Source organism: Thauera sp. WH-1, assembly GCF_047806685.1.
Lineage (GTDB): Bacteria > Pseudomonadota > Gammaproteobacteria > Burkholderiales > Rhodocyclaceae > Thauera.
In genome coordinates this window covers 71,785-92,129 of record NZ_JBLQGP010000001.1, presented here as the reverse complement: position 1 = coordinate 92,129, position 20,345 = coordinate 71,785, and the positions used below count along the sequence as shown (strand labels likewise).

Sequence of the window (20,345 nt, the reverse complement as noted above, 5' to 3'; positions counted from 1 at the left end):
CCGGGGGGCGGAGTTCGCTCTGCTAGAATCGCCCGCCATGAGCTATCAGGTCCTTGCGCGCAAGTGGCGGCCGAAGTCCTTCGGTACGCTGGTCGGTCAGGAGCACGTCGTGCGGGCGCTGTCGCACGCGCTGGCGACCGGCCGGCTGCACCATGCGTGGCTGTTTACCGGCACCCGCGGGGTGGGCAAGACGACGATCAGCCGCATTCTGGCCAAGGCCCTCAACTGCGAGACCGGGGTCACGGCCGAGCCCTGCAACGTGTGCGAGGCCTGCCGCGCGATCGATGCCGACCGCTTCCCCGATTATGTCGAGATGGACGCGGCGTCCAACCGCGGCGTCGACGACATGGCGGCGCTGCTCGACAAGGCGGTGTATGCGCCGGTGCAGGGGCGCTACAAGGTCTACATGATCGACGAAGTGCACATGCTCACCGGGCACGCCTTCAACGCCATGCTGAAGACGCTGGAAGAGCCGCCCGAGCACGTCAAGTTCATCCTCGCCACCACCGATCCGCAGAAGATCCCGGTGACGGTGCTGTCGCGCTGCCTGCAGTTCAACCTCAAGCAGATGCCGCAGGGCCACATCGTCGAGCACCTGACGCGCATCCTGCAGGCCGAGGACGTGGCCTTCGAGCCGGGCGCGCTGCGCCACCTGGCCAAGGCGGCGAGCGGGTCGATGCGCGACGCGCTGTCGCTGCTCGATCAGGCGATCGCGCACGGCGCCGGCAAGGTCGAGGAGGAGCAGGTCACCCACATGCTGGGTACGGTGGGCGACGACCATCTGTATGCGGTGCTCGATGCGCTGGCCGCGGGCGACGTGCGCGGGCTGCTGGCGGTGGCCGACGCGATGGAGGCGCGCAGCCTGGCCTTCGACGCCGCGCTGCAGTCGCTCGCGACCCTGGTGCACCGCATCGCGCTGGCGCAGTTTGCGCCCGAGGCGATCGCCGACGAGGCCGAGCGTGCGCGCATCGGCGCTTATGTGGATGCCTTCGACGCCGAATACCTGCAGCTCGCCTACCAGATCGCCATCCACGGTCGGGACGAGCTGCCGCTGGCGCCGGACGAGTACACCGGATTCACGATGACGCTGCTGCGCCTGCACGCGTTCCGCCCCGAGCAGCCCGCCGCGCTGGGTGGCGCGGGCGTGGCGCCGGCGGCGGGTGGTCGTGCGCGCGCGGTGGGTGAGGCGCCGGCGGTGCCGGCTCGCGCCGCGGCCGACTCGCGTGCGGGGCCGTCGCCCGGGTCCGCTGCCGGGCCTGCGGCCGGGGTCGCGCTGGGTGCCGTGCAGCGCGTCGGGCGCCCCGCCGATTCCGTTTCGCCCGCGCCGTCGGTCCCGTCCGCGCCGCCAGCTCGGCCCGCCCCGCCTGCCTCGGCGGCGGCCTCCGCGTCCGTTGCAACCGCAGCGACGGTGTCCGAGCCATCTACCGTCAGCGGGTACGACGTGCCACCGTGGGAGGACCTGCCGCCCGAGGCTTACGCCGACCAGGAGGTGGCGCCGGCGCGCCGCGCCGCGCCGCCGCCGGCCGCGCTAGAGCCGAGCCCGGCCACACAGAATACGGCTGCACCGAACACGGCCGCACGGAGTTCCGTCGCACCGAATCCGGTCGCGCCGGCGTCGGGCAGGGCCGAGCCGCAGCCGGATCCGGTCGCATCGCCGCGCAGTGACGCTGCCGCCTTGCTCGCGCTGGGCGACTGGCGCGGCCTCATCCGCGCGCTCGAGCTCAGCGGTCTCGTGCGCGAGCTGGCGCAGCATTGCGAATGGGTCGACTGCAGCGCGGAAGGCCTCAAGCTGCGCCTGTCGCTCGCGCACCGGCATCTGCTGGACATGAACCCGGGTGCGATCGACCGCCTGCAGGATCAGCTGGCGGCGGCGCTCGGGCGCCCGCTGAAGGTGCGTATCGACGTCGGCGACATTGCCGGTGAGACGCCCGCCCAGCGCGATGCGATCGAGCGCCGCGCGCGCCATGCCGAGGCGGTGGCCGCGCTCGAGGCGGATCCTTTCGTACGCGAGCTGATCGAACGCTTCGATGCCACGCTGGTGGAGAGCAGCGTCAGGCCCCTGTGAGCGGGCGACGGGCGCGGTCGGCCCCCGGCTCAGTTGCCACGCCGGTCGCCATCCCTGTAGCCAAACTTTTCCCCATCCCTTGTTCTAGAGACTCAACGGAGCGCACACCATGATGAAAGGCGGTATTGCCGGCCTGATGAAGCAGGCCCAGCAGATGCAGGAGAACATGAAGAAGATGCAGGACCAGCTGGCCGCGGTCGAGGTCGAGGGCCAGGCCGGTGCCGGCATGGTCAAGGTGCAGATGACCTGCAAGTACGACGTGCGCCGGGTGTCGATCGACGACTCGGTGATGGACGACAAGGAAATGCTCGAGGACCTCATCGCCGCCGCGCTCAACGACGCGGTGCGCAAGGTCGAGACGGCGACGCAGGAGAAGATGGCCAGCGTCACCGCCGGGCTGAACCTGCCGCCGGGCATGAAGCTGCCGTTCTGAGCGCGGCACGCCGATGTCGCCCTCCAGCCTCGACGAGCTGATCGAGGCCTTGCGCTGCCTGCCCGGCGTGGGGCCGAAGTCCGCCCAGCGCATGGCCTACCACCTGCTGCAACGCGATCAGCGCGGCGCGGCGCGGCTGGGTCGTGCGCTCACCCATGCGCTCGAGGCGCTGCGCCCCTGTGCGCGCTGCAACAGCTTCACCGAGGACGAGATCTGCCAGCGCTGTGCCAACCCGCGCCGCGATGCCTCGCTGCTGTGCGTGGTGGAGATGCCGGCGGACCTGGCGATGATCGAGCAGACGCAGTCCTACAACGGCCTGTACTACGTGCTGATGGGCCGCTTGTCGCCGCTGGACGGCATCGGCCCGCGCGAGCTCAGGTTCGACAAGCTGATCGCGCGCGCGACCGAGGAGGGGGTGCGCGAGGTGATCCTCGCCACCAACTTCACCAACGAGGGCGAGGCCACCGCGCACACGGTCGCCACCCTGCTGGCGGCGCGCGGCGTGAAGGTGACGCGCCTGTCGCGCGGCGTGCCGGTCGGTGGCGAGCTCGAACATACCGATACCGGCACCATCGCGCAGGCCCTGGTGGAGCGGCGCGCCCTCTGAGCAGGGGCCGGGCAAACCCGCCGGCGGGCTTGCTGCAGTGCGGCAATTTTGCGCTTCCGACGGCCCGCCTGGAGTGCGGTTTTGGCGTTGAAAGCCTTGTTCCAGAAGGCGATCCGAGCTTTGCGCTTTCTCTGCTGCAGCGTCTCCGGTATAATTCGCGGGTTATTTGTATCCAGGTCTTTCGTTTTCCTTTCTGGGAAGAGGGTCATGAGCGTTGATCAAAAGATGGACAGCAGCCGCCGCACCCTGCTGCTGGCAACGTCCGCCGCTGGCGGCGTGGCCGCAGTGGCGACCGCGGTGCCGTTTGTTGCCAGCCTCACGCCATCCGAGCGTGCCAAGGCAGCCGGTGCGCCGGTCGAAGTCGATGTGAGCAAGCTCGCTCCGGGCGAGATGATGACGGTGGAGTGGCGCGGCAAGCCCGTGTGGGTGCTGCGTCGCACGCCCGAGATGCTCGCGTCGCTGGACACCACCGACAGCCGGGTCAGCGATCCGGAGTCGAACAAGCCGATGCAGCCGGACTACGCCAGGAACAAGCACCGCTCGATCAAGCCCGAGTTTCTCGTCGCCGTCGGCATCTGCACCCACCTGGGCTGTTCGCCGTCCGAGAAGTTCAAGATGGGCGCCGAGAGCGGCATGGGTGCCGACTGGCCGGGTGGCTTCCTGTGCCCCTGCCATGGCTCGCTCTTCGATCTGGCTGGTCGTGTCTACAGCAGCATGCCTGCGCCGGACAACCTCGAAGTGCCGCCGCACCAGTACCTCGCGGATTCCACCATTCTTGTTGGCGAAGACGGGAAGGCTTAAGCGATGACGACCAAATCACAAGCCCTGCTCAACTGGATCGACGAGCGCTTCCCGCTCACGTCGTCGATCAAGGGGCACCTCACCGAGTACTACGCGCCGAAGAACTTCAACTTCTGGTACTTCTTCGGTTCGCTGGCGCTGATGGTGCTGGTGATCCAGATCCTGACCGGCATCTTCCTGGTCATGCACTACAAGCCCGACGCCTCGCTCAACGCCTCCGGCGTGCCGGTGGCCTTCGCCAGCGTCGAGTACATCATGCGTGAGGTGCCGGGTGGCTGGCTGATCCGCTATCTGCACTCGACCGGCGCCTCGGCCTTCTTCGTCGTGGTCTACCTGCACATGTTCCGTGGCCTGCTCTACGGTTCCTACCGCAAGCCGCGCGAACTCATCTGGATCTTCGGCACCCTGATCTTCCTGGTGCTGATGGCCGAGGCCTTCATGGGCTACCTGCTGCCATGGGGCCAGATGTCGTTCTGGGGCGCGCAGGTGATCGTGAACCTGTTCTCGGCGATCCCGATCATCGGGCCGGACCTGTCGCTGGTCATCCGTGGTGACTACGTCGTGTCGGACGCCACGCTGAACCGCTTCTTCTCCTTCCACGTCATCGCCGTGCCGCTGGTGCTGATCGGCCTCGTCGCCGCCCACATCATCGCGCTGCACGAAGTCGGCTCGAACAACCCCGACGGCGTCGAGATCAAGAAGCGCAAGGACGCGTCCGGCAAGCCGCTCGATGGCATCCCCTTCCATCCGTACTACACGGTGAAGGACATCGTCGGCGTGGTGGCCTTCCTGTTCTTCTTCAGCGCAGTCGTGTTCTTCGCGCCCGAAGGCGGCGGCTACTTCCTCGAGTTCAACAACTTCCTGCCGGCCGACCCGCTGACCACGCCGCCGCACATCGCGCCGGTCTGGTACTTCACCCCGTTCTATTCGGTGCTGCGCGCGGTGACCTATCCGCTGTTCGGCCTCGATGCCAAGTTCTGGGGCGTGGTGGCGATGGGGGCGTCGGTGGTGATCATCGCCTTCCTGCCCTGGCTGGACCGCAGCCCGGTGAAGTCGATCCGCTACAAGGGCCCGATCTTCAAGACCGCGCTGGTGATCTTCGTGATCTCCTTCTTCATCCTGGGCTACCTGGGCGTGCTGCCCCCGACCCCGGGTCGTACGCTGGTGTCGCAGATCTGCTCGGTGCTGTACTTCGCCTTCTTCCTGCTGATGCCGTGGTACAGCAAGCTCGACAAGTGCAAAGCCGAACCGGAAAGGGTGAACTTCAAATGACAATGCGCGTGATCAACCTCATCAAGCGGGCGGCAGCGGTGCTGCTGTTCGCGCCGGCCGTGGCGATGGCAGCAGCCGCCTCGGTGCAGCTCGACAAGGCGCCGGTCAGCACGGACCCGGCTGCGTTGCAGCACGGCGCCAAGCTGTTCGTCAATTACTGCCTGAACTGCCACAGCGCCAGCTTCACGCGCTACAACCAGCTGCAGAACATCGGGCTGTCCGAGCAGTCCATCCGTGACAACCTGATGTTCACCGGCGAGCGCGTCGGCGACCTGATGAAGATCGCCATGCGCCCGGCGGAGTCCAAGATCTGGTTCGGCAAGGCGCCGCCCGATCTGACGCTGGTTGCACGTGCGCGCTCCTCCGGCGACGGCAGCGGTGCAGACTGGCTGTATACCTACATGCGCCAGTTCTATCGCGATACCGAGCGCCCCTCGGGCTGGAACAACGTCGTCTTCGCCAATGTCGGCATGCCGCACGTGTTCTGGGAGCTGCAGGGCGAGCAGGTGGCCAACATCACCGAGAACGCCGATGGCACGAGCAAGGTCGAACTGTCGCTGGCCAAGCCGGGCAAGCTGAGCGTCGAGGAGTACGACAAGGCGGTGGCCGATCTGGTCTCGTTCCTGGTCTGGATGGGCGAGCCGGTGGCCGAGAAGCGCAAGACGATCGGTACCATCGTGCTGATCTTCCTGGCCGGCATGTTCGTGCTCACCTACGCCTTGAAGAAGAACTACTGGAAGGACATTCATTGATCGAAAACGCGGCAGGCCGCAAGGCCGGTTAGCGCGGTCCGACCCCAGACGCACCACGCGCTGTCGCGTGGTGCGCTTTTGCTTTTGAATTCCGGAGTGGCAACACCATGATGAACCTCTATTCCGGCACGACCGATCCCTTCAGTCACCGCTGCCGGATCGTCTTGTTCGAGAAGGGCATGGATTTCGAAGTCATCGACGTCGATCTCTACAACAAGCCCGAAGACATCGCCGTCATCAACCCCTACAACCGCGTGCCGGTGCTGGTGGATCGCGACCTCGTGCTGTACGAGGCCAACATCATCAACGAGTACATCGACGAGCGCTTCCCGCATCCGCAGCTGATGCCGCCTGACCCGATCATGCGCGCCCGTGCCCGCCAGCTGTTGCACACCTTCGAGCAGGAGCTGTTCACCCACCTCGAGGCCCTCGAGGCTGCGCAGAAGGGCGTGGACAAGGTGCGCGCGCACGTGCGCGACCACCTGACCCAGCTCGCGCCGGTGTTCACCAAGCAGAAGTACATGCTGGGCGACGAGTTCTCCATGCTCGACGTGGCCATCGCGCCGCTGCTGTGGCGTCTCGAGCACTACGGCATCGAGCTGCCCAAGGCGGCTGCGCCGCTGATGAAATACGCCGAGCGCATCTTCAGCCGCCAGGGCTTCATCGACGCCCTGACCCCGTCCGAAAAGGTCATGCGCCGCTGAGCGCGCTGACCACTGCGCAGGAGCATCGATGAGCGCCGTCTCGACCAAGCCTTACCTGCTGCGCGCCATCTGGCAATGGTGCATCGACCAGGGCTTCACGCCTTATCTTGCGACCCTGGTCGATGACCAGACACGGGTGCCGCCGGGTTATGCGCGGGACGGCCAGATCGTGCTCAATCTGTCGCCCGATGCCACCGGGCAACTGCAGATGGACAACGACTACATCAGCTTCCAGGCCCGCTTCGGCGGCGCTGCCCACTCGCTGGTGATCCCGGTGGTCAACGTGGTCGCGATCTACGCACGCGAAAACGGGCAGGGCATGGCCTTCGAGCCCGAGTTCGACGAGACCGAGGCGGGCGCGGAAGACAGCGAGGATGCGTCGGTCGAGGACATGGCCGCCACCCAAGCCGAACTGCTCGCCCAGCGCGGCGAAGCGCCGGCCGATGAGCCGCCGCGGCCGCCGCGCGGCAGCCACCTCAAGGTCGTCAAGTAAGGAAGTCCCTCATGTCCGGTCTGGTCTGGAGCGACGCGCTCGCCAACGAGCTCGCGCCGATGGATGAAACCCATCGCGAGTTCGTTGATTGTTACAACGCAGTGGCATCGGCGCCCGCCGATCAGTTGCTGCCGGCCTTCGATGCGCTGATTGCGCACACCGAGGCCCACTTTGGCCTGGAGAACCGCTGGATGGAAGCGGTGGATTTTCCGGGCTGCCATCGTGCCGAGCATGATCGCGTGCTGGCCGTGATGCACGACATCCGGCGTCGCGTGGCGGCGGGCGATACCTTCTTCTGCAAGCGTCTGGTCGAGGAATTGCCGGCCTGGTTCCGCAACCACGTCGATGGCATGGACGCCGCGCTCGCCTTTCACCTGCAGAGCATCGGCTTCGATTTCGATACCGGCACGCTGCCCGCGGCGGCGGCCGATCGCACACCGGCGCCGGCTGCGGCCTGCACTCACGCCGGCTGACGGAAGGGAAACGCGATCGGCGGCTGCTGGCCGCTCATCAGCTGCGCCAGGGCAGCGGCCGAGCCGCAGGCCAGCGTCCATCCCAGCGTGCCGTGCCCGGTGTTGAACCACAGCCCGGGTGTGCGGCCGCGGCCGATGACGGGGACGTTGCCGGGCGTCGCCGGTCGCAGACCGGCCCAGGCTTCGACGCTGCTCAGGTCGATCGCACCGGGAAAGCGGCTGGACGCCCATTCGAGGATGGCCGCGACCCGCTCCGGCCGCACCCGGGTGTCGAAGCCGTTGAGCTCCGCCGTGCCGGCGATGCGCAGACGCTCGCCGAGGCGGGAGCAGACGATGCGGCGTGACTCGTCGGTGAGGCTGACGCTGGGCGCACGGCTGGCGTCGATGACCCGCGCGGTGATCGAATAACCCTTGACCGGGTAGATCGGCAAGTCCTCGCCCAGCGCCGCCACCAGGCGCGGCCCATAGCTGCCGAGGCAGACGACAAAGGCATCGGCCTGCAGCCACTGGTGCTGCCCCTGAGCGTCGCGCACCGCCACCGCCTCCACCCCACTCGCGCCGCGCCGCAGCCCCTGGATCTCCCGCTGCCACTGAAAGCACACGCCCTCGTCCTGCAGGCGCGCGGCGAGGCCCTGGGTGAAGCGATGGGCATCGCCCGACTCGTCGGCCGGCGCATACAGGCCGCCGACCAGGGTCGCTGCCTGGGCGGCGAGCGCGGGCTCGATGCGCAGGCACGCGGCCACGTCGCACACCTGCGCGGCGATGCCGAAGCCGCCCAGTTGCCGCGCGCGCGCCGGGGCGTGGGCGAACTCGGCGCGGCTGTGGAACAGGTGCAGGATGCCGCGCTCGAGCTGGTCGTAGTGCAGGCCGGTCGCGCTGCGCAGGGCGCGCAACTGCTCGCCGCTCCAGCGCGCCAGCGCGGCGATGGCGGCGGTGTTGCGCTGCGTGCGCGAGGGCAGGCATTCGAGCAGGAAGCGTGCACCCCAGCGCCATTGTGCGGGGTCGCGCGTGGGGCGGAACTTGAGCGGCGCGTCGTCGCGGCCGAGCCAGCGCAGCACCTGCAAGGGCGCGCCCGGATTGGCCCAGGGCTCGGGATGGCTGATCGAGATCTGGCCGCCGTTGGCGAAACTGGTCTCGAGCCCGGCGGCGGGCTGGCGGTCGACGACGCTGACGTCGAAACCGGCCCGGCGCAGATACCAGGCGGTCGTGACGCCGGACAGGCCGGCGCCGAGAACCAGAACGTGCATGTGAGGGCGGTGCGCGAGGGTGAGGGTGGAGGGGTGGAGCCCATCGATGATAACCGCGCGCGCGCCCGACCGGGAAACGGCGCCACCGCGGCGCGCGCTCGGCGCATAGTCCGTGCGCTGGCGGCGCGGAACCGCGATAATCGCGGCTTGTCCGTAATCTTCGTCGATTGGAGTGCCTTCATGCGCCGTGTCACCCTTACCCAATTCCTCATCGAGCAGCAGCGGGCGGGCCGCATCAGTGCCGATCTGCGCCTGCTGATCGAGGTCGTTGCGCGCGCGGTCAAGGCGATCGGCGTGAATGTGTCGAAAGGGGCGCTGGCCGGCGTGCTGGGCGAGGCGGGCACCGACAACGTGCAGGGCGAGGCGCAGAAGAAGCTGGACGTGATCGCCAACGAGATCCTGCTGCAGGCCAACGAATGGGGCGGGCACCTGGCGGCGATGGCCTCGGAAGAGGTCGAGACGGTGCATCAGATCCCCTTTGACTATCCCAAGGGCGGCTTCCTGCTGCTGTTCGATCCGCTCGACGGCTCCTCGAACATCGACGTGAATATCTCGGTGGGCACCATCTTCTCGGTGCTGCGCAATCCGCCCGACCACACCGAGCCGACCGAAGAGGACTTCCTGCAGCCGGGTCGCGAGCAGGTCGCCGCGGGCTATGCGGTGTATGGGCCCTCGACCCAGTTCGTGCTGACGGTGGGCAAGGGCGTGCATGCCTTCACCCTCGACCGCGAAATGGGCAGCTTCATCTACACCCAGCCCTACATGACGATTCCGGTCGATACCCAGGAGTTCGCCATCAACGCCTCCAACGCGCGCTTCTGGGAGGCGCCGGTGAAGCGCTATGTCGACGAGATGCAGATGGGCAAGGGCGGTCCGCTGGGCAAGGATTACAACATGCGCTGGGTGGCGTCGATGGTGGCGGACGTGCACCGCATCCTCACCCGTGGGGGCATCTTCATGTATCCGATGGACGACAAGTGCCGCGCCATGGGCGGCAAGCTGCGGCTGATGTACGAGGCCAACCCGATGGCGATGCTGGTCGAGCAGGCCGGCGGGGCGGCCTCGACCGGGCGCGAGCGCATCCTCGACATGCAGCCCACCAAGCTGCATCAGCGCGTGCCGGTGATCCTGGGCTCGAAGAACGAAGTGGAGCGGGTGGTCTCCTACCACCTCGAGGGCTGAGGCGGGTGCTGGGGACCGGCCCGCGCCGACACGCCACGACCCGCGCGCGCGCGGGGTGCGCGCGCCTGGCGCTGCTGGTGGGCGGACTCGTGGGCGGATTGCTGGCGCTGGCGAGCGCGCCGCTCGCGGCCCAGCAGCCGCTCGAGGTTCGGCTGGAGGCCCCCGATGCGGTGCGTCCGGTGCTCGAGCGCCATGTGCGCCTGCTGCGGCGCGAGAACCTGGTCCTGCCCGAGGAGGCGGCCGACCGTGCCGCGATGACGCGGCGGACGCGGCGCGAGATCGCCGATCTGCTCGCCACCGAGGGCTACTTCACGCCGCGCGTGCGCTTCGACCGTGCGGACGCGGGGCGCTGGGTGATCGAGGTCGAGCCGGGGCCGCGCACCACGATCAGTGCGGTCAGCATCGAGTTCGAGGGCGAGCTGAGCAGCCCCGCCAGCGACGGCGGCGCTGAGCACCTCGAGCTGTTGCGCGCGCGCTGGAGCCTGCCGGTGGGCGAGCCCTTCAGCCAGGCGGGCTGGGACGGCGCCAAGCAGCAACTGCTCGATGCGGTCAGTGCGCGCCGCTACGCGGCTGCCCGCATCGCACGCAGCCGCGCCGAGATCGATCCAGAGACGGCGACCGCAACGCTCAGCGTGACGCTCGACAGCGGCCCCGCCTTTTATCTTGGCGAGCTGCAGGTCGAAGGCCTGGAGCATCTGCCGGCCGACCTGGTGCAGCGCTACAGCCTGCTGCGGCCGGGTTCGCCCTATGACCGCGAAGAGTTGCTCGCCTTCCAGACCGGGCTGCAGAACACGCCGCATTTTGGCTCGGTGATCGTCGACATCGAGCGCGACCCGGCGCTCGCGGCCGCGGTGCCGGTGCGGGTGCAGGTGACCGAGGCCCTGCCCAAGTACCTGGGATTCGGCGTCGGCTTCTCGACCAACACCGGTGCCCGCGTCGAGACCACCTACCGCGACTCCAACCTGCGCGGCCGCGGCTGGGAGTTCGCCACCGGGCTGCGCCTGGAGCAGCGTCGCCAGGCGCTCTACGCCGACATCTTCCTGCCGCCGAAGGGCAGGCATCGCGACAGTTTCGGCGCGCTGATCGACCGCAGCGACCTCGAGGGCCTGAAGGTCACCTCACAGGCGCTGGGGGCGACCCGTAGCACGGTGCGCGGTGACATCGAGACCCAGCTCGCGCTGCGCCTGCAGCACGAAAAGATCGAGCCCTCGGGCGCCGAATCCCGCACGAGCAACACGCTCACCGCCAACTGGACCTGGGTGAAGCGCGCGGTGGACGATCTGCTCGACCCGACCCGGGGCTACGTCTTGGAGTACCAGGTCGGCGGTGGTGCGGCAGTGGCGCTGGCCGAGCGCGACTTCGTGCGCCTGTACTCGCGCTTCGTGCGCTACCAGCCGGTGCGCAGCACCGACGTCTTCATCCTGCGCGCCGAGGGCGGCGTCACCCTGGCCGACAGCCGCGAAGGCATTCCGCAGGACTTCCTGTTCCGTACCGGCGGCGCGCAGACGGTGCGCGGCTACGACTATCAGAGCCTGGGCGTCAAGGAGGGCAATGCCACGGTCGGCGGGCGCTATCTCGCGGTGGCGAGCGCGGAGTACGTGCGCTGGTTCCAGCCGCAGTGGGGCGCGGCCTTCTTCGTCGATGCCGGTGATGCGGCCGACACGCGCAACGATTTCGACCTGCGCGTGGGCTATGGCGTCGGTGCGCGCTGGCGCAGCCCGGCCGGCCCGCTCGCGCTCGACCTTGCCTGGGGGCATCAGGAACGCAGCCTGCGACTGCATTTCGGCGTGGCGATCGCGTTCTGAGCGCGCGCGGGCCTCGGGCCCGCCCCCTGCGGCGGCGCTGCGGCGAGGGTTCAATGTGACTGACGGTCGAGCTGGGCGGCGAGCGCCTGCAGGCTGGCGGAGATGATGACGGGGTAAGGTTCGACCGCGTCGGCCGCACCGGCCCGGTGCAGTGGCGGCGGCAGGCGGCTCAGCGTGTCGGCGGCCTGCGCGCGCAGCGTTGCGAGGGAGGGCTGCGGCGCCAGCCGGCGACCGGCGCGCATCACCGGCTGCAACAGGGGCTGGGCGCCCGCGGCGGGCGACGCTTCGGTGGCGAGCGTGACGTGGTCGCGCAGCAGGCGGCCGTGCGCATCGTGCAGCCGCCACACCTGCTTGGCGTCGGGCCAGGTCGCCTTGCCCTCGGAACGCTTGCGGCGCGGGAGGCCGGCGTAGCGCTGCAGCTTGTAGACCGCGTCCAGCGTCGGTGCATCGGCCGAGGTGCTGAGGTGGGTGCCGATGCCGAAGCCGTCGATCGGCGCCCCCTCGGCGAGTAGCGCGGCGATGCGGTATTCGTCGAGGTTGCCGCTGGCGAAGATGCGCACCGGGCCCAACCCGCCCGCGTCCAGGATCGCACGCACCGCCCGCGCGTGTGCGCCGAGGTCGCCGCTGTCGATGCGTACCGACACCAGCTTCACTCCACGCTGCTGCAGCTCGGGCGCCAGCGCGACCACGCGCCGCGCCGCCGCCTCGGTGTCGTAGGTGTCGATCAGCAGCGTCACATTGCCCGGCTGCGAGGCGGCAAAGCGCAGGAAGGCGTCGACTTCATGCTCATGCGCCTCGATGTAGGAGTGCGCCATGGTGCCGAACACCGGGATGCCGAAGCGCTGGCCGGCGAGCACGGTGGCGGTGCCGGCGAAGCCGGCGAGGTGGCTGGCGCGCGCCGCCAGCAGTCCGGCTTCGGCCCCATGGGCGCGGCGCAGGCCGAAGTCGACCAGCACGCGCCCCGGCGCGGCGAGCACGCAGCGTGCGGCCTTGGAGGCGATCATCGACGACAGGTTGATCAGGTTCAGCAGCCGGCTCTCGACGAACTGCGCCTCACCGATCGGCGCTTCCACGCGCAGCACCGGCTCGTTGGCGAAGAAGGCCGTGCCTTCGGCCATCGCGTGCACTTCGCCGCTGAAGCGGAAGTCGGCCAGCCAGTCGACGAAGCCGGGCTTGAAGCGCCCGCACGCGCGCAGCCAGTCGAGCTCGGCGGGCGTGAAGTGGAGGTCCTCCAGGTAGTCGAGTGCCTGCTCGAGGCCGGCGAACAGCAGGAAGCTGCGCTGCGCGGGCAGCCGGCGCACGAAGAGCTCGAACACCGCGCGGTCGCGCAGGCCCTCGTCGTGGTAGGCCTGCAGCATGGTCAGCTCGTACAGGTCGGTCACCAGCGCGCTGTCGCCGGGGTTCATGCCGGAGCGTCCTCCAGCTCGTCGGATACGATCAGGCGGGCGCCAGCCGCGAGCATGGCGGCGACGGCGCGCGCGCCGTCGCCGGGTTGCACCTCGACCGCGCGGATCGCGTCGTCCAGCACGAACACGCTGAAGCCCGCCGCCAGCCCGTCGCGCGTCGTCGACTGCACGCAGTAGTCGGTGGCGAGCCCGCCGATGAACACCCGCCTCACGCCGCGGGCGCGCAGGCGCTCGGCAAGACCGGTGTGATCGAAGCCGGAGTAGGCGTCCGCGATTGCGGTGGCGGCCTTCGACACGATCTCGGCGTGCGCGGGCAGCATGAGTCCGGGGGCGAATGCCGCCCCGGTCGTGCCGGCGACACAGTGCGGCGGCCAGGGGCCGCCCTGGGCGTGGAAGGAGCAGTGCTCGGGGGGATGCCAGTCGCGGGTGAACACGACCGGCAGACCGTGCGCGACGAAGCGTGTGATGTAGCGGTTGAGCACCGGCACCACCGCATCGCCGTCCTTCACGCCGAGCGCGCCGCCGGGCAGGAAATCGCGCTGTACGTCGACCACCAGCAGCGCGTCCCCGCGCTGCAGGCGGACGGGGGAAAGGGGGCTGTGGGGCGTGGTCGTTGCCGAGCTGGCTGGGGCTGAGATCGCACATTCTCCCGGGAGGTCGTGTCGCTGCGGCAGACGCCGACATCCGTCGCATCGAGGAGCATGGGTGCGCGCAAGGCACCTGCCGTCTCCCCAGCCGCCGCGCCGATGAAGGGCTGGCCGGTGGCGGGCGACAGGAGTAAGTTCTAGATGCGCCGACCGCCATGCTGCTACCAGTGTAGTCCGATCGGCGCCTCCCGGTGACGACCAAGGCCCCGCGCTGCGGGGCAGGCGAGGCGAACATGGATCGACCGCCCGGCATCCGAACCTGCCTGTACGAGCACGACGCACTCGACGGCGTGATCGACGACATGGCCTGCGGCGCCGCGGCGCTCCTCTCCGGCCGCGAACGCGTCGCAGTGATCGGCCTCCTTCGCCGCGGCGCGCCGCTCGCCGACCGGCTGTGCGAACGCCTGGTGCGCCGGCACGGGCTGTCGCCGCCACTGCGCCTCGACCTGCAGGTCAAGCGCTACGCGGACGACCTCACGCTGCTCCATCCCGAGACCCGGCTCACCGAGGATGCCGCCCATGCCGCACTGGACCTCGAAGGCCGCAGCCTGCTGGTGGTCGACGACGTGCTCTACAGCGGGCACTCGCTGCTGCGGGTGCTCGAATACCTCGCGCGCCGGCAGCCGGCCGAGATCCGCGTGGCGGTGCTGGTCGATCGCGGCGTGTGCACCCTGCCGGTCCATGCCGACATCGTCGGTCGTCGGCTGGAGATCGCGGCGGGCGACATCATCGAGTGCAACGTGCCGCCCTACGAACCCGACTTCCGCATCGAACTCCTGCGGCCGCTGCGTCGGGCTTGAGCGCGGCCGCCGCCGACCATGGAGGCGCATGATGTTTCGTGATCGACTGGATGCCGCGGCGCAACTGGCGAAGGCGCTCGACGCCTGGCGCGGCAAGAATCCGCTGGTGCTGGCGATTCCGCGCGGCGCGGTGCCGATGGGCGCCGCGCTGGCCGAGGCACTGCAGGGCGAACTCGACGTGGTGCTGGTGCACAAGCTCAGCTCGCGCTGGAACGCGGAATATGCGATCGGTGCGATCGACGAGGGCGGCTGGTTCATCGTCTCCGACGCGTCCGAGGACGACGAGGACTGGCTGGAGAAGGAGAAGGCGCGCCGCGTGCAGCAGTTGCGCGAGCGCCGCGCCTTGTATTCGCCGCAGCGGCCGCCGGTCGATCCCCGCGGGCGGGTGGTGATCGTCGTCGATGACGGTCTCGCCACCGGCGCCACCATGGTCGCCGCGCTGCATGCGGTGCGGGCCCAGTCGCCGCAGCGGTTGATCTGCGCGCTGCCGGTTGCAGCGCCCGACAGCCTGGCGTGGGTCGAGCCCTATGCCGATGAGGTGGTATGCCTCGACAAGCCCCGGGGCTTTCGCGCCGTTGGCCAGTTCTACCAGCACTTCGAGCAGGTCGAGGACGGGGAGGTGGTTGCCTGCCTGCGCCGCTTCACCGGGCGCCCCGCGAGCGGTGGCGCATGATCGGCGGCGCACAGGGACGCGATGCTGCGCGGCAGACCGCCGGGCTTGCGCGCGAGGTGGCGCGGCTGCGGCCGCGGGCTTGCGTCAAGGGGTGAGGACGGGCGCGGCAGAAGGCTGGTGCGAGGGCGGCCGGGGCAGGCCGCAACGGTGGTGAGGAGCACGGCGCGCGGCGCGCGGCCGCGGACCGGTCGTGCTCAGCAGCGGCCTTTCTTGGCCTGGCCCGGTGGGCAGAAGTCGCTGCCGCGGTAGCGACGGCCGTCCTCGTGGTAGTAGCCGCGCTCTTCGTAACGTACGCCGTCGCGGTGGCGACGGCCATCGCGCTCATTGTCGTAGCCGACTGCGGCGCCGACGCCACCGCCGAGGGCGCCGCCGATGATCGCGCCTTCGCGGCCGCCGACGGCTTCGCCGATCAATGCACCGGTGGCGCCACCCACGGCTCCGCCGAGGGCGGTCGAGCCGCCGGCGTGTGCAGCACCGGCGACGGAAAGGGCGAGGAGGGCAGCGGCGAGGAGTCGGGTCTTCATGGGGCGAGGTTCCGTTCTTGTTGGACGGCCGCGATCTTAAGCGGCGCTCGGCGCGACTGTCGAATGCGACTTGTCAGAGAATGTTGCCCTTCGAATGGCGCCGGGGCGCGCCGCTTGACGAGGGCGGGAGCGGGCTTGCCCGCGGAATGAGCCTGCCTGTGCCAGACGCGATGCGCCGCCTCGCCCTCGCGGCCCGGCGATGGCTCGGTGCCGCTGGCGCTTGCCGTGGCCAGCGAAGGCCTTCGTGATCATTCATCCCCTGATGACGACGTTGCGCTGCCGGCGCACTCGTTGCGGTCCTTGTGGTCGCTGCCGAAGGCGCGGCGCAGCTGTGCGAGCCGCTTCAGCCCGGCGATCGCCCGCCCGTTGACCGAGTCCTCCGCCATCGTCCCGTCGGCGGCCGGCGTGCCGGCGGGCAGGCCGGTGAGCAGCTCGAGCGCTTCGTCCACATCGGCCACCGCCCAGATGGTGAAGCGGCCGGCCCGCACGGCGTCTGCCACTTCCTGGCGCAGCATCAGGTTGCACGCGTTGGCTTGCGGGATCAGTACGCCTTGTTCGCCGTCCAGTCCGCGTGCCTCGCACAGCTCGAAGAAGCCTTCGATCTTCTCGTTGATGCCGCCTACCGGCTGCACCACGCCGAACTGGTTGACCGAGCCCGTCACCGCGCGCGCCTGTGACAGCGGCACGCGCGCCAATGCCGACAGCAGGGCGCACAGTTCGGCGAGCGAGGCGCTGTCGCCCTCGACGCCGCCGTAGGACTGCTCGAACACCAGGCTCGCCTTCAGCGACAGCGGCATCAGCCAGCCGAAGCGTGCGGCGAGGAAGGCGGACAGGATCAGCACACCCTTGGAATGGATCGGCCCGGCCAGTTTGACCTCGCGCTCGATGTCGATGATCTCGCCTTCGCCGACGCGCACCGTGGCGGTGATGCGCACCGGATGGGCGAAGCTGCCGTCGCCGAGCGGCACCACGGCAAGCCCATTGACCTGGCCGACGTGGCTGCCGCTGCTGTCGACCAGCCACTGGCCGCGCAGGATCGCGTCCTGGTGGGCAAGGCGCAGGCGTTCGTGGCGGCGGCGGTGGGCGGCGAGCGCCGCCTCGACATGCTCGCGCTCGATCAGCGCCGAACCGGCCGCGGCGGCGAAGTGTTCGGCCTCGTGCATGCGATCGTCGAGCGGCTGGGTCTGGGTGCTGAGGCGCTCGGCATCCCCAGCCAGGCGCGCGGCGTGCTCGATGAGGCGCGCCACGGCGCCGGCCGACAAGGGGCGCAGCCCCTCGCGGCGGGCGAGGGTGGCGAACAGGCGGGCGTAGCGCGCGGCGCGCAGGGATTCGCCGCTGGCGAGGATGTCGCGATGCACCGCGTCGAGGTGATCGAGCACGGCGGGCAGGTCGGCATGGCGCGCCTTGAGCTCGTCGATCATGTGCGCGACGGTGGCGCCGAGCGCATCCTGGCCGGCTTCGCGGATGCGGTTCTGCAGCTCCCGACGCCAGCGTGGAAACTCCGCCATCAGGTGCTGCATGCGATCGTGCAGCAGTCGGATGTGCTCGCCGAGTTCCTTCTGGCGCGCCTCCGGGAGCTGGTCGAACTCCTCCTTGGTGAGGGTGTCGTCCTCGCCCTTCATCGGCACGAAGGCGAAGCCATGCGGGGTGCGCAACAGGGCGACGCCGCGCGCGCGGGCCTCGTCGCCGAGTTCGCGCAGCGCCTGTTCCTCGCGCTGCTTGGCCTCGTCCTGCAGCGCTTCGAGCCGGGCGCGGTAGTCGTCGCTCTCGAACACCGCGCCGATGGCGGGGATCAGCTCCTCGACGAAGCGGTTCATGTCGTCGCGCAGGCCGGGCCCGCGGCCGCAGGGCAGGCGCAGGATGCGGGGCTGGGAAGGGTGGCCGAAGTTCCACACATAGCACCAGTCGGCGGCCCCGCCGCCCTGGCCGCGCTCGGCCTCGAGCAGGTGGCTGACGATGGCGTGGCGTCCGCTGCCCGTGTCGCCGAGCACGAACAGGTTGTAGCCCTCGTGCGGGATGTCGAGCGCCAGACGGATCGCTTCGACCGCGCGCGGATGCAGCAGCTCGGTGTCGGCGTCGGCAAGCTCGGCGGTGGTCGCGAAGCCAAGCCCTGCCGGGTCGCAGGGGCTATGGAGCCGCTCGGGTGGCAAGGCGGGGGCGGGGCACATCGGCGTGGCCTCTTCGGTGTTGTAGGCAGAGGATAAACCGACAGCCCGTTCGGGGCACGGGCGCCAAATGCAGGCGACGAAAAAATCGCCCCTTGAAATCCCCGAGGGGCGTCCCTATTATTAGCACTCGTTGGCAGTGAGTGCTAACAAGCTTCCAGGCCCCGTTCGAGCGGGCCGCGGAAGCGCACTGCGAATTTGCCCCGCGGGCCGAGCCCGCAAGTCTATCAACCCAAGCAGTTGAATCCTGGATAGGAGAGAACTCAATGAAGATTCGTCCCCTGCACGATCGCGTGATCGTCAAGCGTCTGGAAGCCGAGCGCAAGACCGCCAGCGGCATCGTGATCCCGGACAGCGCCGGCGAGAAGCCCGATCAGGGCGAGGTCCTGGCTGTCGGCAACGGCAAGATCCTGGACGACGGCAAGGTCCGTCCGATGGCCGTCAAGGTGGGCGACAAGGTGCTGTTCGGCAAGTATGCCGGCCAGACCGTGAAGGTCGAAGGCGAAGAGCTCCTCGTGATGCGCGAGGAAGACATCATGGGCGTGGTCGAGGCCTGAGCCTCCCCCGCACCAATCAACGCTAATCGAAACAATTCAGGAGTTCTGAAGAATGGCAGCTAAAGAAGTCAAGTTTGGTGATTCCGCCCGCGAGCGCATGGTCGCCGGCATCAACATCCTGGCCAACGCGGTCAAGGTGACCCTGGGCCCGAAGGGTCGCAACGTGGTGCTCGAGCGCTCCTTCGGCGCCCCCACCGTGACCAAGGACGGTGTGTCCGTCGCCAAGGAAATCGAGCTGAAGGACAAGTTCGAGAACATGGGCGCGCAGATGGTCAAGGAAGTCGCTTCCAAGACCTCCGACATCGCCGGTGACGGCACCACCACTGCCACCGTGCTGGCGCAGTCGATCGTGCGCGAAGGCATGAAGTACGTCGCCGCCGGCATGAACCCGATGGACCTCAAGCGCGGCATCGACAAGGCCGTCATCGCCACCATCGAAGAGCTGAAGAAGCTGTCGAAGCCGTGCTCGACGAACAAGGAAATCGCCCAGGTCGGCTCGATCTCGGCCAACTCCGACAGCGACATCGGCGAGATCATCGCCCGTGCGATGGACAAGGTCGGCAAGGAAGGCGTGATTACCGTCGAGGACGGCAAGTCGCTGCAGAACGAACTCGACGTCGTCGAGGGCATGCAGTTCGACCGCGGCTACCTGTCGCCCTACTTCATCAACAACCCGGACAAGCAGGTTGCCATCCTCGAGCAGCCCTTCGTCCTGCTGTTCGACAAGAAGATCTCCAACATCCGTGACCTGCTGCCGGTGCTCGAGCAAGTCGCCAAGTCGGGCCGTCCGCTACTGATCATCGCCGAGGACGTCGAAGGCGAAGCGCTCGCCACCCTGGTGGTGAACAACATCCGCGGCATCCTCAAGACCTGCGCCGTCAAGGCCCCGGGCTTCGGCGACCGTCGCAAGGCCATGCTCGAAGACATCGCCATCCTCACCGGCGGCCAGGTCATTGCCGAGGAAGTCGGCCTGACCCTCGAGAAGGCCACCCTGGACGACCTCGGCCAGGCTGCGCGCATCGAGATCGGCAAGGAAAACACCATCATCATCGACGGCGCCGGCCAGGCCGAGCGCATCGAAGCCCGCGTCAAGCAGATCCGCGTGCAGATCGAGGAAGCGACCTCCGACTACGACCGCGAGAAGCTGCAGGAGCGCGTCGCCAAGCTGGCGGGCGGTGTTGCGGTGATCAAGGTCGGCGCCGCCACCGAAGTCGAGATGAAGGAGAAGAAGGCCCGCGTCGAGGACGCCCTGCACGCCACCCGCGCGGCAGTGGAAGAGGGCATCGTCCCGGGCGGCGGCGTTGCGCTGCTGCGCGCCCGTGCTGCACTGGGCGAACTCAAGGGCGACAACCACGACCAGGACGCCGGCATCAAGATCGTGCTGCGCGCGATGGAGCAGCCGCTGCGCGAGATCGTCGCCAACGCGGGTGACGAGCCGAGCGTGGTGGTGAACAAGGTGGTCGAAGGTTCGGGCAACTACGGCTTCAACGCCGCCACCGGCGAGTACGGCGACATGGTCGAGATGGGTGTGCTGGACCCGACCAAGGTCACCCGCACCGCGCTGCAGAACGCCGCGTCCGTCGCCGGCCTGATGCTGACCACCGACTGCATGGTCGGCGAGCTGGCCGAAGACAAGCCGGCCGGTGGCATGCCCGACATGGGCGGCATGGGCGGCATGGGCGGCATGGGCATGGGCATGTAATTCGCCCGGCCGCGATCCGGCACCGCCGGGTCGCACC

The 20,345-nt window shown here is 68.9% G+C and carries 20 protein-coding genes; 15 read left to right on the top strand and 5 right to left on the bottom strand.

Annotated elements, in window-relative coordinates:
- The first annotated feature begins 37 nt into the window (after window positions 1–37).
- The 9 genes from dnaX (at window position 38) to ACMV5O_RS00395 (ending at window position 7,600) form a co-directional block, all read left to right on the top strand.
- A complete protein-coding gene (gene dnaX / locus ACMV5O_RS00435) occupies window positions 38–2,065 on the top strand; it encodes a DNA polymerase III subunit gamma/tau (RefSeq protein WP_416161614.1) in 2,028 nt (675 codons plus the stop codon).
- A gap of 112 nt (window positions 2,066–2,177) precedes the next feature.
- A complete protein-coding gene (locus ACMV5O_RS00430) occupies window positions 2,178–2,498 on the top strand; it encodes a YbaB/EbfC family nucleoid-associated protein (protein ID WP_416161939.1) in 321 nt (106 codons plus the stop codon).
- Window positions 2,499–2,511: 13 nt separating this feature from the next.
- The gene (gene recR / locus ACMV5O_RS00425; RefSeq protein ID WP_324540492.1) at window positions 2,512–3,105 is read left to right on the top strand and encodes a recombination mediator RecR; all 594 of its coding nucleotides are present in this window, start codon (window positions 2,512–2,514) and stop codon (window positions 3,103–3,105) included.
- A gap of 207 nt (window positions 3,106–3,312) precedes the next feature.
- A complete protein-coding gene (gene petA, locus ACMV5O_RS00420; RefSeq protein ID WP_416161613.1) occupies window positions 3,313–3,906 on the top strand; it encodes a ubiquinol-cytochrome c reductase iron-sulfur subunit in 594 nt (197 codons plus the stop codon).
- 3 nt (window positions 3,907–3,909) lie between these two features.
- A complete protein-coding gene (locus ACMV5O_RS00415) occupies window positions 3,910–5,178 on the top strand; it encodes a cytochrome b (RefSeq protein WP_416161612.1) in 1,269 nt (422 codons plus the stop codon).
- Window positions 5,175–5,930 carry a cytochrome c1 gene (locus ACMV5O_RS00410; protein WP_416161611.1) on the top strand — a complete coding sequence of 252 codons (756 nt, stop codon included), beginning with the start codon at window positions 5,175–5,177 and terminating at the stop codon, window positions 5,928–5,930. The genes ACMV5O_RS00415 and ACMV5O_RS00410 overlap by 4 nt, the downstream gene beginning before the upstream one ends.
- A 107-nt stretch (window positions 5,931–6,037) precedes the next feature.
- Window positions 6,038–6,634 carry a glutathione S-transferase N-terminal domain-containing protein gene (locus ACMV5O_RS00405; protein WP_004377664.1) on the top strand — a complete coding sequence of 199 codons (597 nt, stop codon included), beginning with the start codon at window positions 6,038–6,040 and terminating at the stop codon, window positions 6,632–6,634.
- A 28-nt stretch (window positions 6,635–6,662) separates the two neighbouring features.
- Window positions 6,663–7,127 carry a ClpXP protease specificity-enhancing factor gene (locus tag ACMV5O_RS00400; RefSeq protein WP_416161610.1) on the top strand — a complete coding sequence of 155 codons (465 nt, stop codon included), beginning with the start codon at window positions 6,663–6,665 and terminating at the stop codon, window positions 7,125–7,127.
- 11 nt (window positions 7,128–7,138) lie between these two features.
- Window positions 7,139–7,600, top strand: a complete 462-nt coding sequence (locus tag ACMV5O_RS00395) for a hemerythrin domain-containing protein (protein WP_416161609.1) — start codon at window positions 7,139–7,141, stop codon at window positions 7,598–7,600.
- On the opposite strand, the gene ACMV5O_RS00390 is transcribed toward ACMV5O_RS00395, so the two are convergent.
- Window positions 7,588–8,847 (bottom strand): D-amino acid dehydrogenase, encoded by a 1,260-nt coding sequence (locus ACMV5O_RS00390; RefSeq protein ID WP_416161608.1) that lies wholly within the window; start codon window positions 8,845–8,847, stop codon window positions 7,588–7,590. The genes ACMV5O_RS00395 and ACMV5O_RS00390 overlap by 13 nt on opposite strands.
- Window positions 8,848–9,027: 180 nt before the next feature.
- On the opposite strand from ACMV5O_RS00390, the gene ACMV5O_RS00385 reads away from it, so the two are divergent.
- Both ACMV5O_RS00385 and ACMV5O_RS00380 read left to right on the top strand, forming a co-directional pair.
- Window positions 9,028–10,029: a class 1 fructose-bisphosphatase gene (locus ACMV5O_RS00385; RefSeq protein ID WP_416161607.1), complete on the top strand. Its 1,002-nt coding sequence runs from the start codon at window positions 9,028–9,030 to the stop codon at window positions 10,027–10,029.
- A gap of 77 nt (window positions 10,030–10,106) precedes the next feature.
- A complete protein-coding gene (locus tag ACMV5O_RS00380) occupies window positions 10,107–11,834 on the top strand; it encodes an autotransporter assembly complex protein TamA (protein WP_416161606.1) in 1,728 nt (575 codons plus the stop codon).
- 50 nt (window positions 11,835–11,884) lie between these two features.
- Here ACMV5O_RS00380 and ACMV5O_RS00375 read toward each other — a convergent pair whose 3' ends face one another.
- A complete protein-coding gene (locus tag ACMV5O_RS00375; protein ID WP_416161605.1) occupies window positions 11,885–13,240 on the bottom strand; it encodes a nicotinate phosphoribosyltransferase in 1,356 nt (451 codons plus the stop codon).
- Complete coding sequence (locus tag ACMV5O_RS00370) at window positions 13,237–13,794, bottom strand: isochorismatase family protein (protein ID WP_416161604.1); 558 nt, start codon at window positions 13,792–13,794, stop codon at window positions 13,237–13,239. Before ACMV5O_RS00370 ends, ACMV5O_RS00375 begins: the two co-directional genes overlap by 4 nt.
- Window positions 13,795–14,120: 326 nt before the next feature.
- On the opposite strand from ACMV5O_RS00370, the gene ACMV5O_RS00365 reads away from it, so the two are divergent.
- Together ACMV5O_RS00365 and ACMV5O_RS00360 are read left to right on the top strand one after the other, a co-directional pair.
- Window positions 14,121–14,687, top strand: a complete 567-nt coding sequence (locus tag ACMV5O_RS00365) for a bifunctional pyr operon transcriptional regulator/uracil phosphoribosyltransferase PyrR (RefSeq protein WP_416161603.1) — start codon at window positions 14,121–14,123, stop codon at window positions 14,685–14,687.
- 28 nt (window positions 14,688–14,715) lie between these two features.
- On the top strand, window positions 14,716–15,360 hold the full coding sequence (locus ACMV5O_RS00360) for a phosphoribosyltransferase (RefSeq protein ID WP_416161602.1): 645 nt from the start codon (window positions 14,716–14,718) through the stop codon (window positions 15,358–15,360).
- 194 nt (window positions 15,361–15,554) lie between these two features.
- On the opposite strand, the gene ACMV5O_RS00355 is transcribed toward ACMV5O_RS00360, so the two are convergent.
- Window positions 15,555–15,884 (bottom strand): glycine zipper domain-containing protein, encoded by a 330-nt coding sequence (locus ACMV5O_RS00355; protein WP_416161601.1) that lies wholly within the window; start codon window positions 15,882–15,884, stop codon window positions 15,555–15,557.
- A 248-nt stretch (window positions 15,885–16,132) separates the two neighbouring features.
- A complete protein-coding gene (locus ACMV5O_RS00350; protein WP_416161600.1) occupies window positions 16,133–18,052 on the bottom strand; it encodes a Lon-insertion domain-containing protein in 1,920 nt (639 codons plus the stop codon).
- 263 nt (window positions 18,053–18,315) lie between these two features.
- Here ACMV5O_RS00350 and groES point away from each other — a divergent pair, with 263 nt between their 5' ends.
- Together groES and groL are read left to right on the top strand one after the other, a co-directional pair.
- The gene (gene groES, locus ACMV5O_RS00345) at window positions 18,316–18,606 is read left to right on the top strand and encodes a co-chaperone GroES (RefSeq protein WP_002926786.1); all 291 of its coding nucleotides are present in this window, start codon (window positions 18,316–18,318) and stop codon (window positions 18,604–18,606) included.
- Window positions 18,607–18,658: 52 nt separating this feature from the next.
- The gene (gene groL / locus ACMV5O_RS00340) at window positions 18,659–20,308 is read left to right on the top strand and encodes a chaperonin GroEL (RefSeq protein ID WP_416161599.1); all 1,650 of its coding nucleotides are present in this window, start codon (window positions 18,659–18,661) and stop codon (window positions 20,306–20,308) included.
- The last annotated feature ends 37 nt before the right edge of the window (window positions 20,309–20,345 follow it).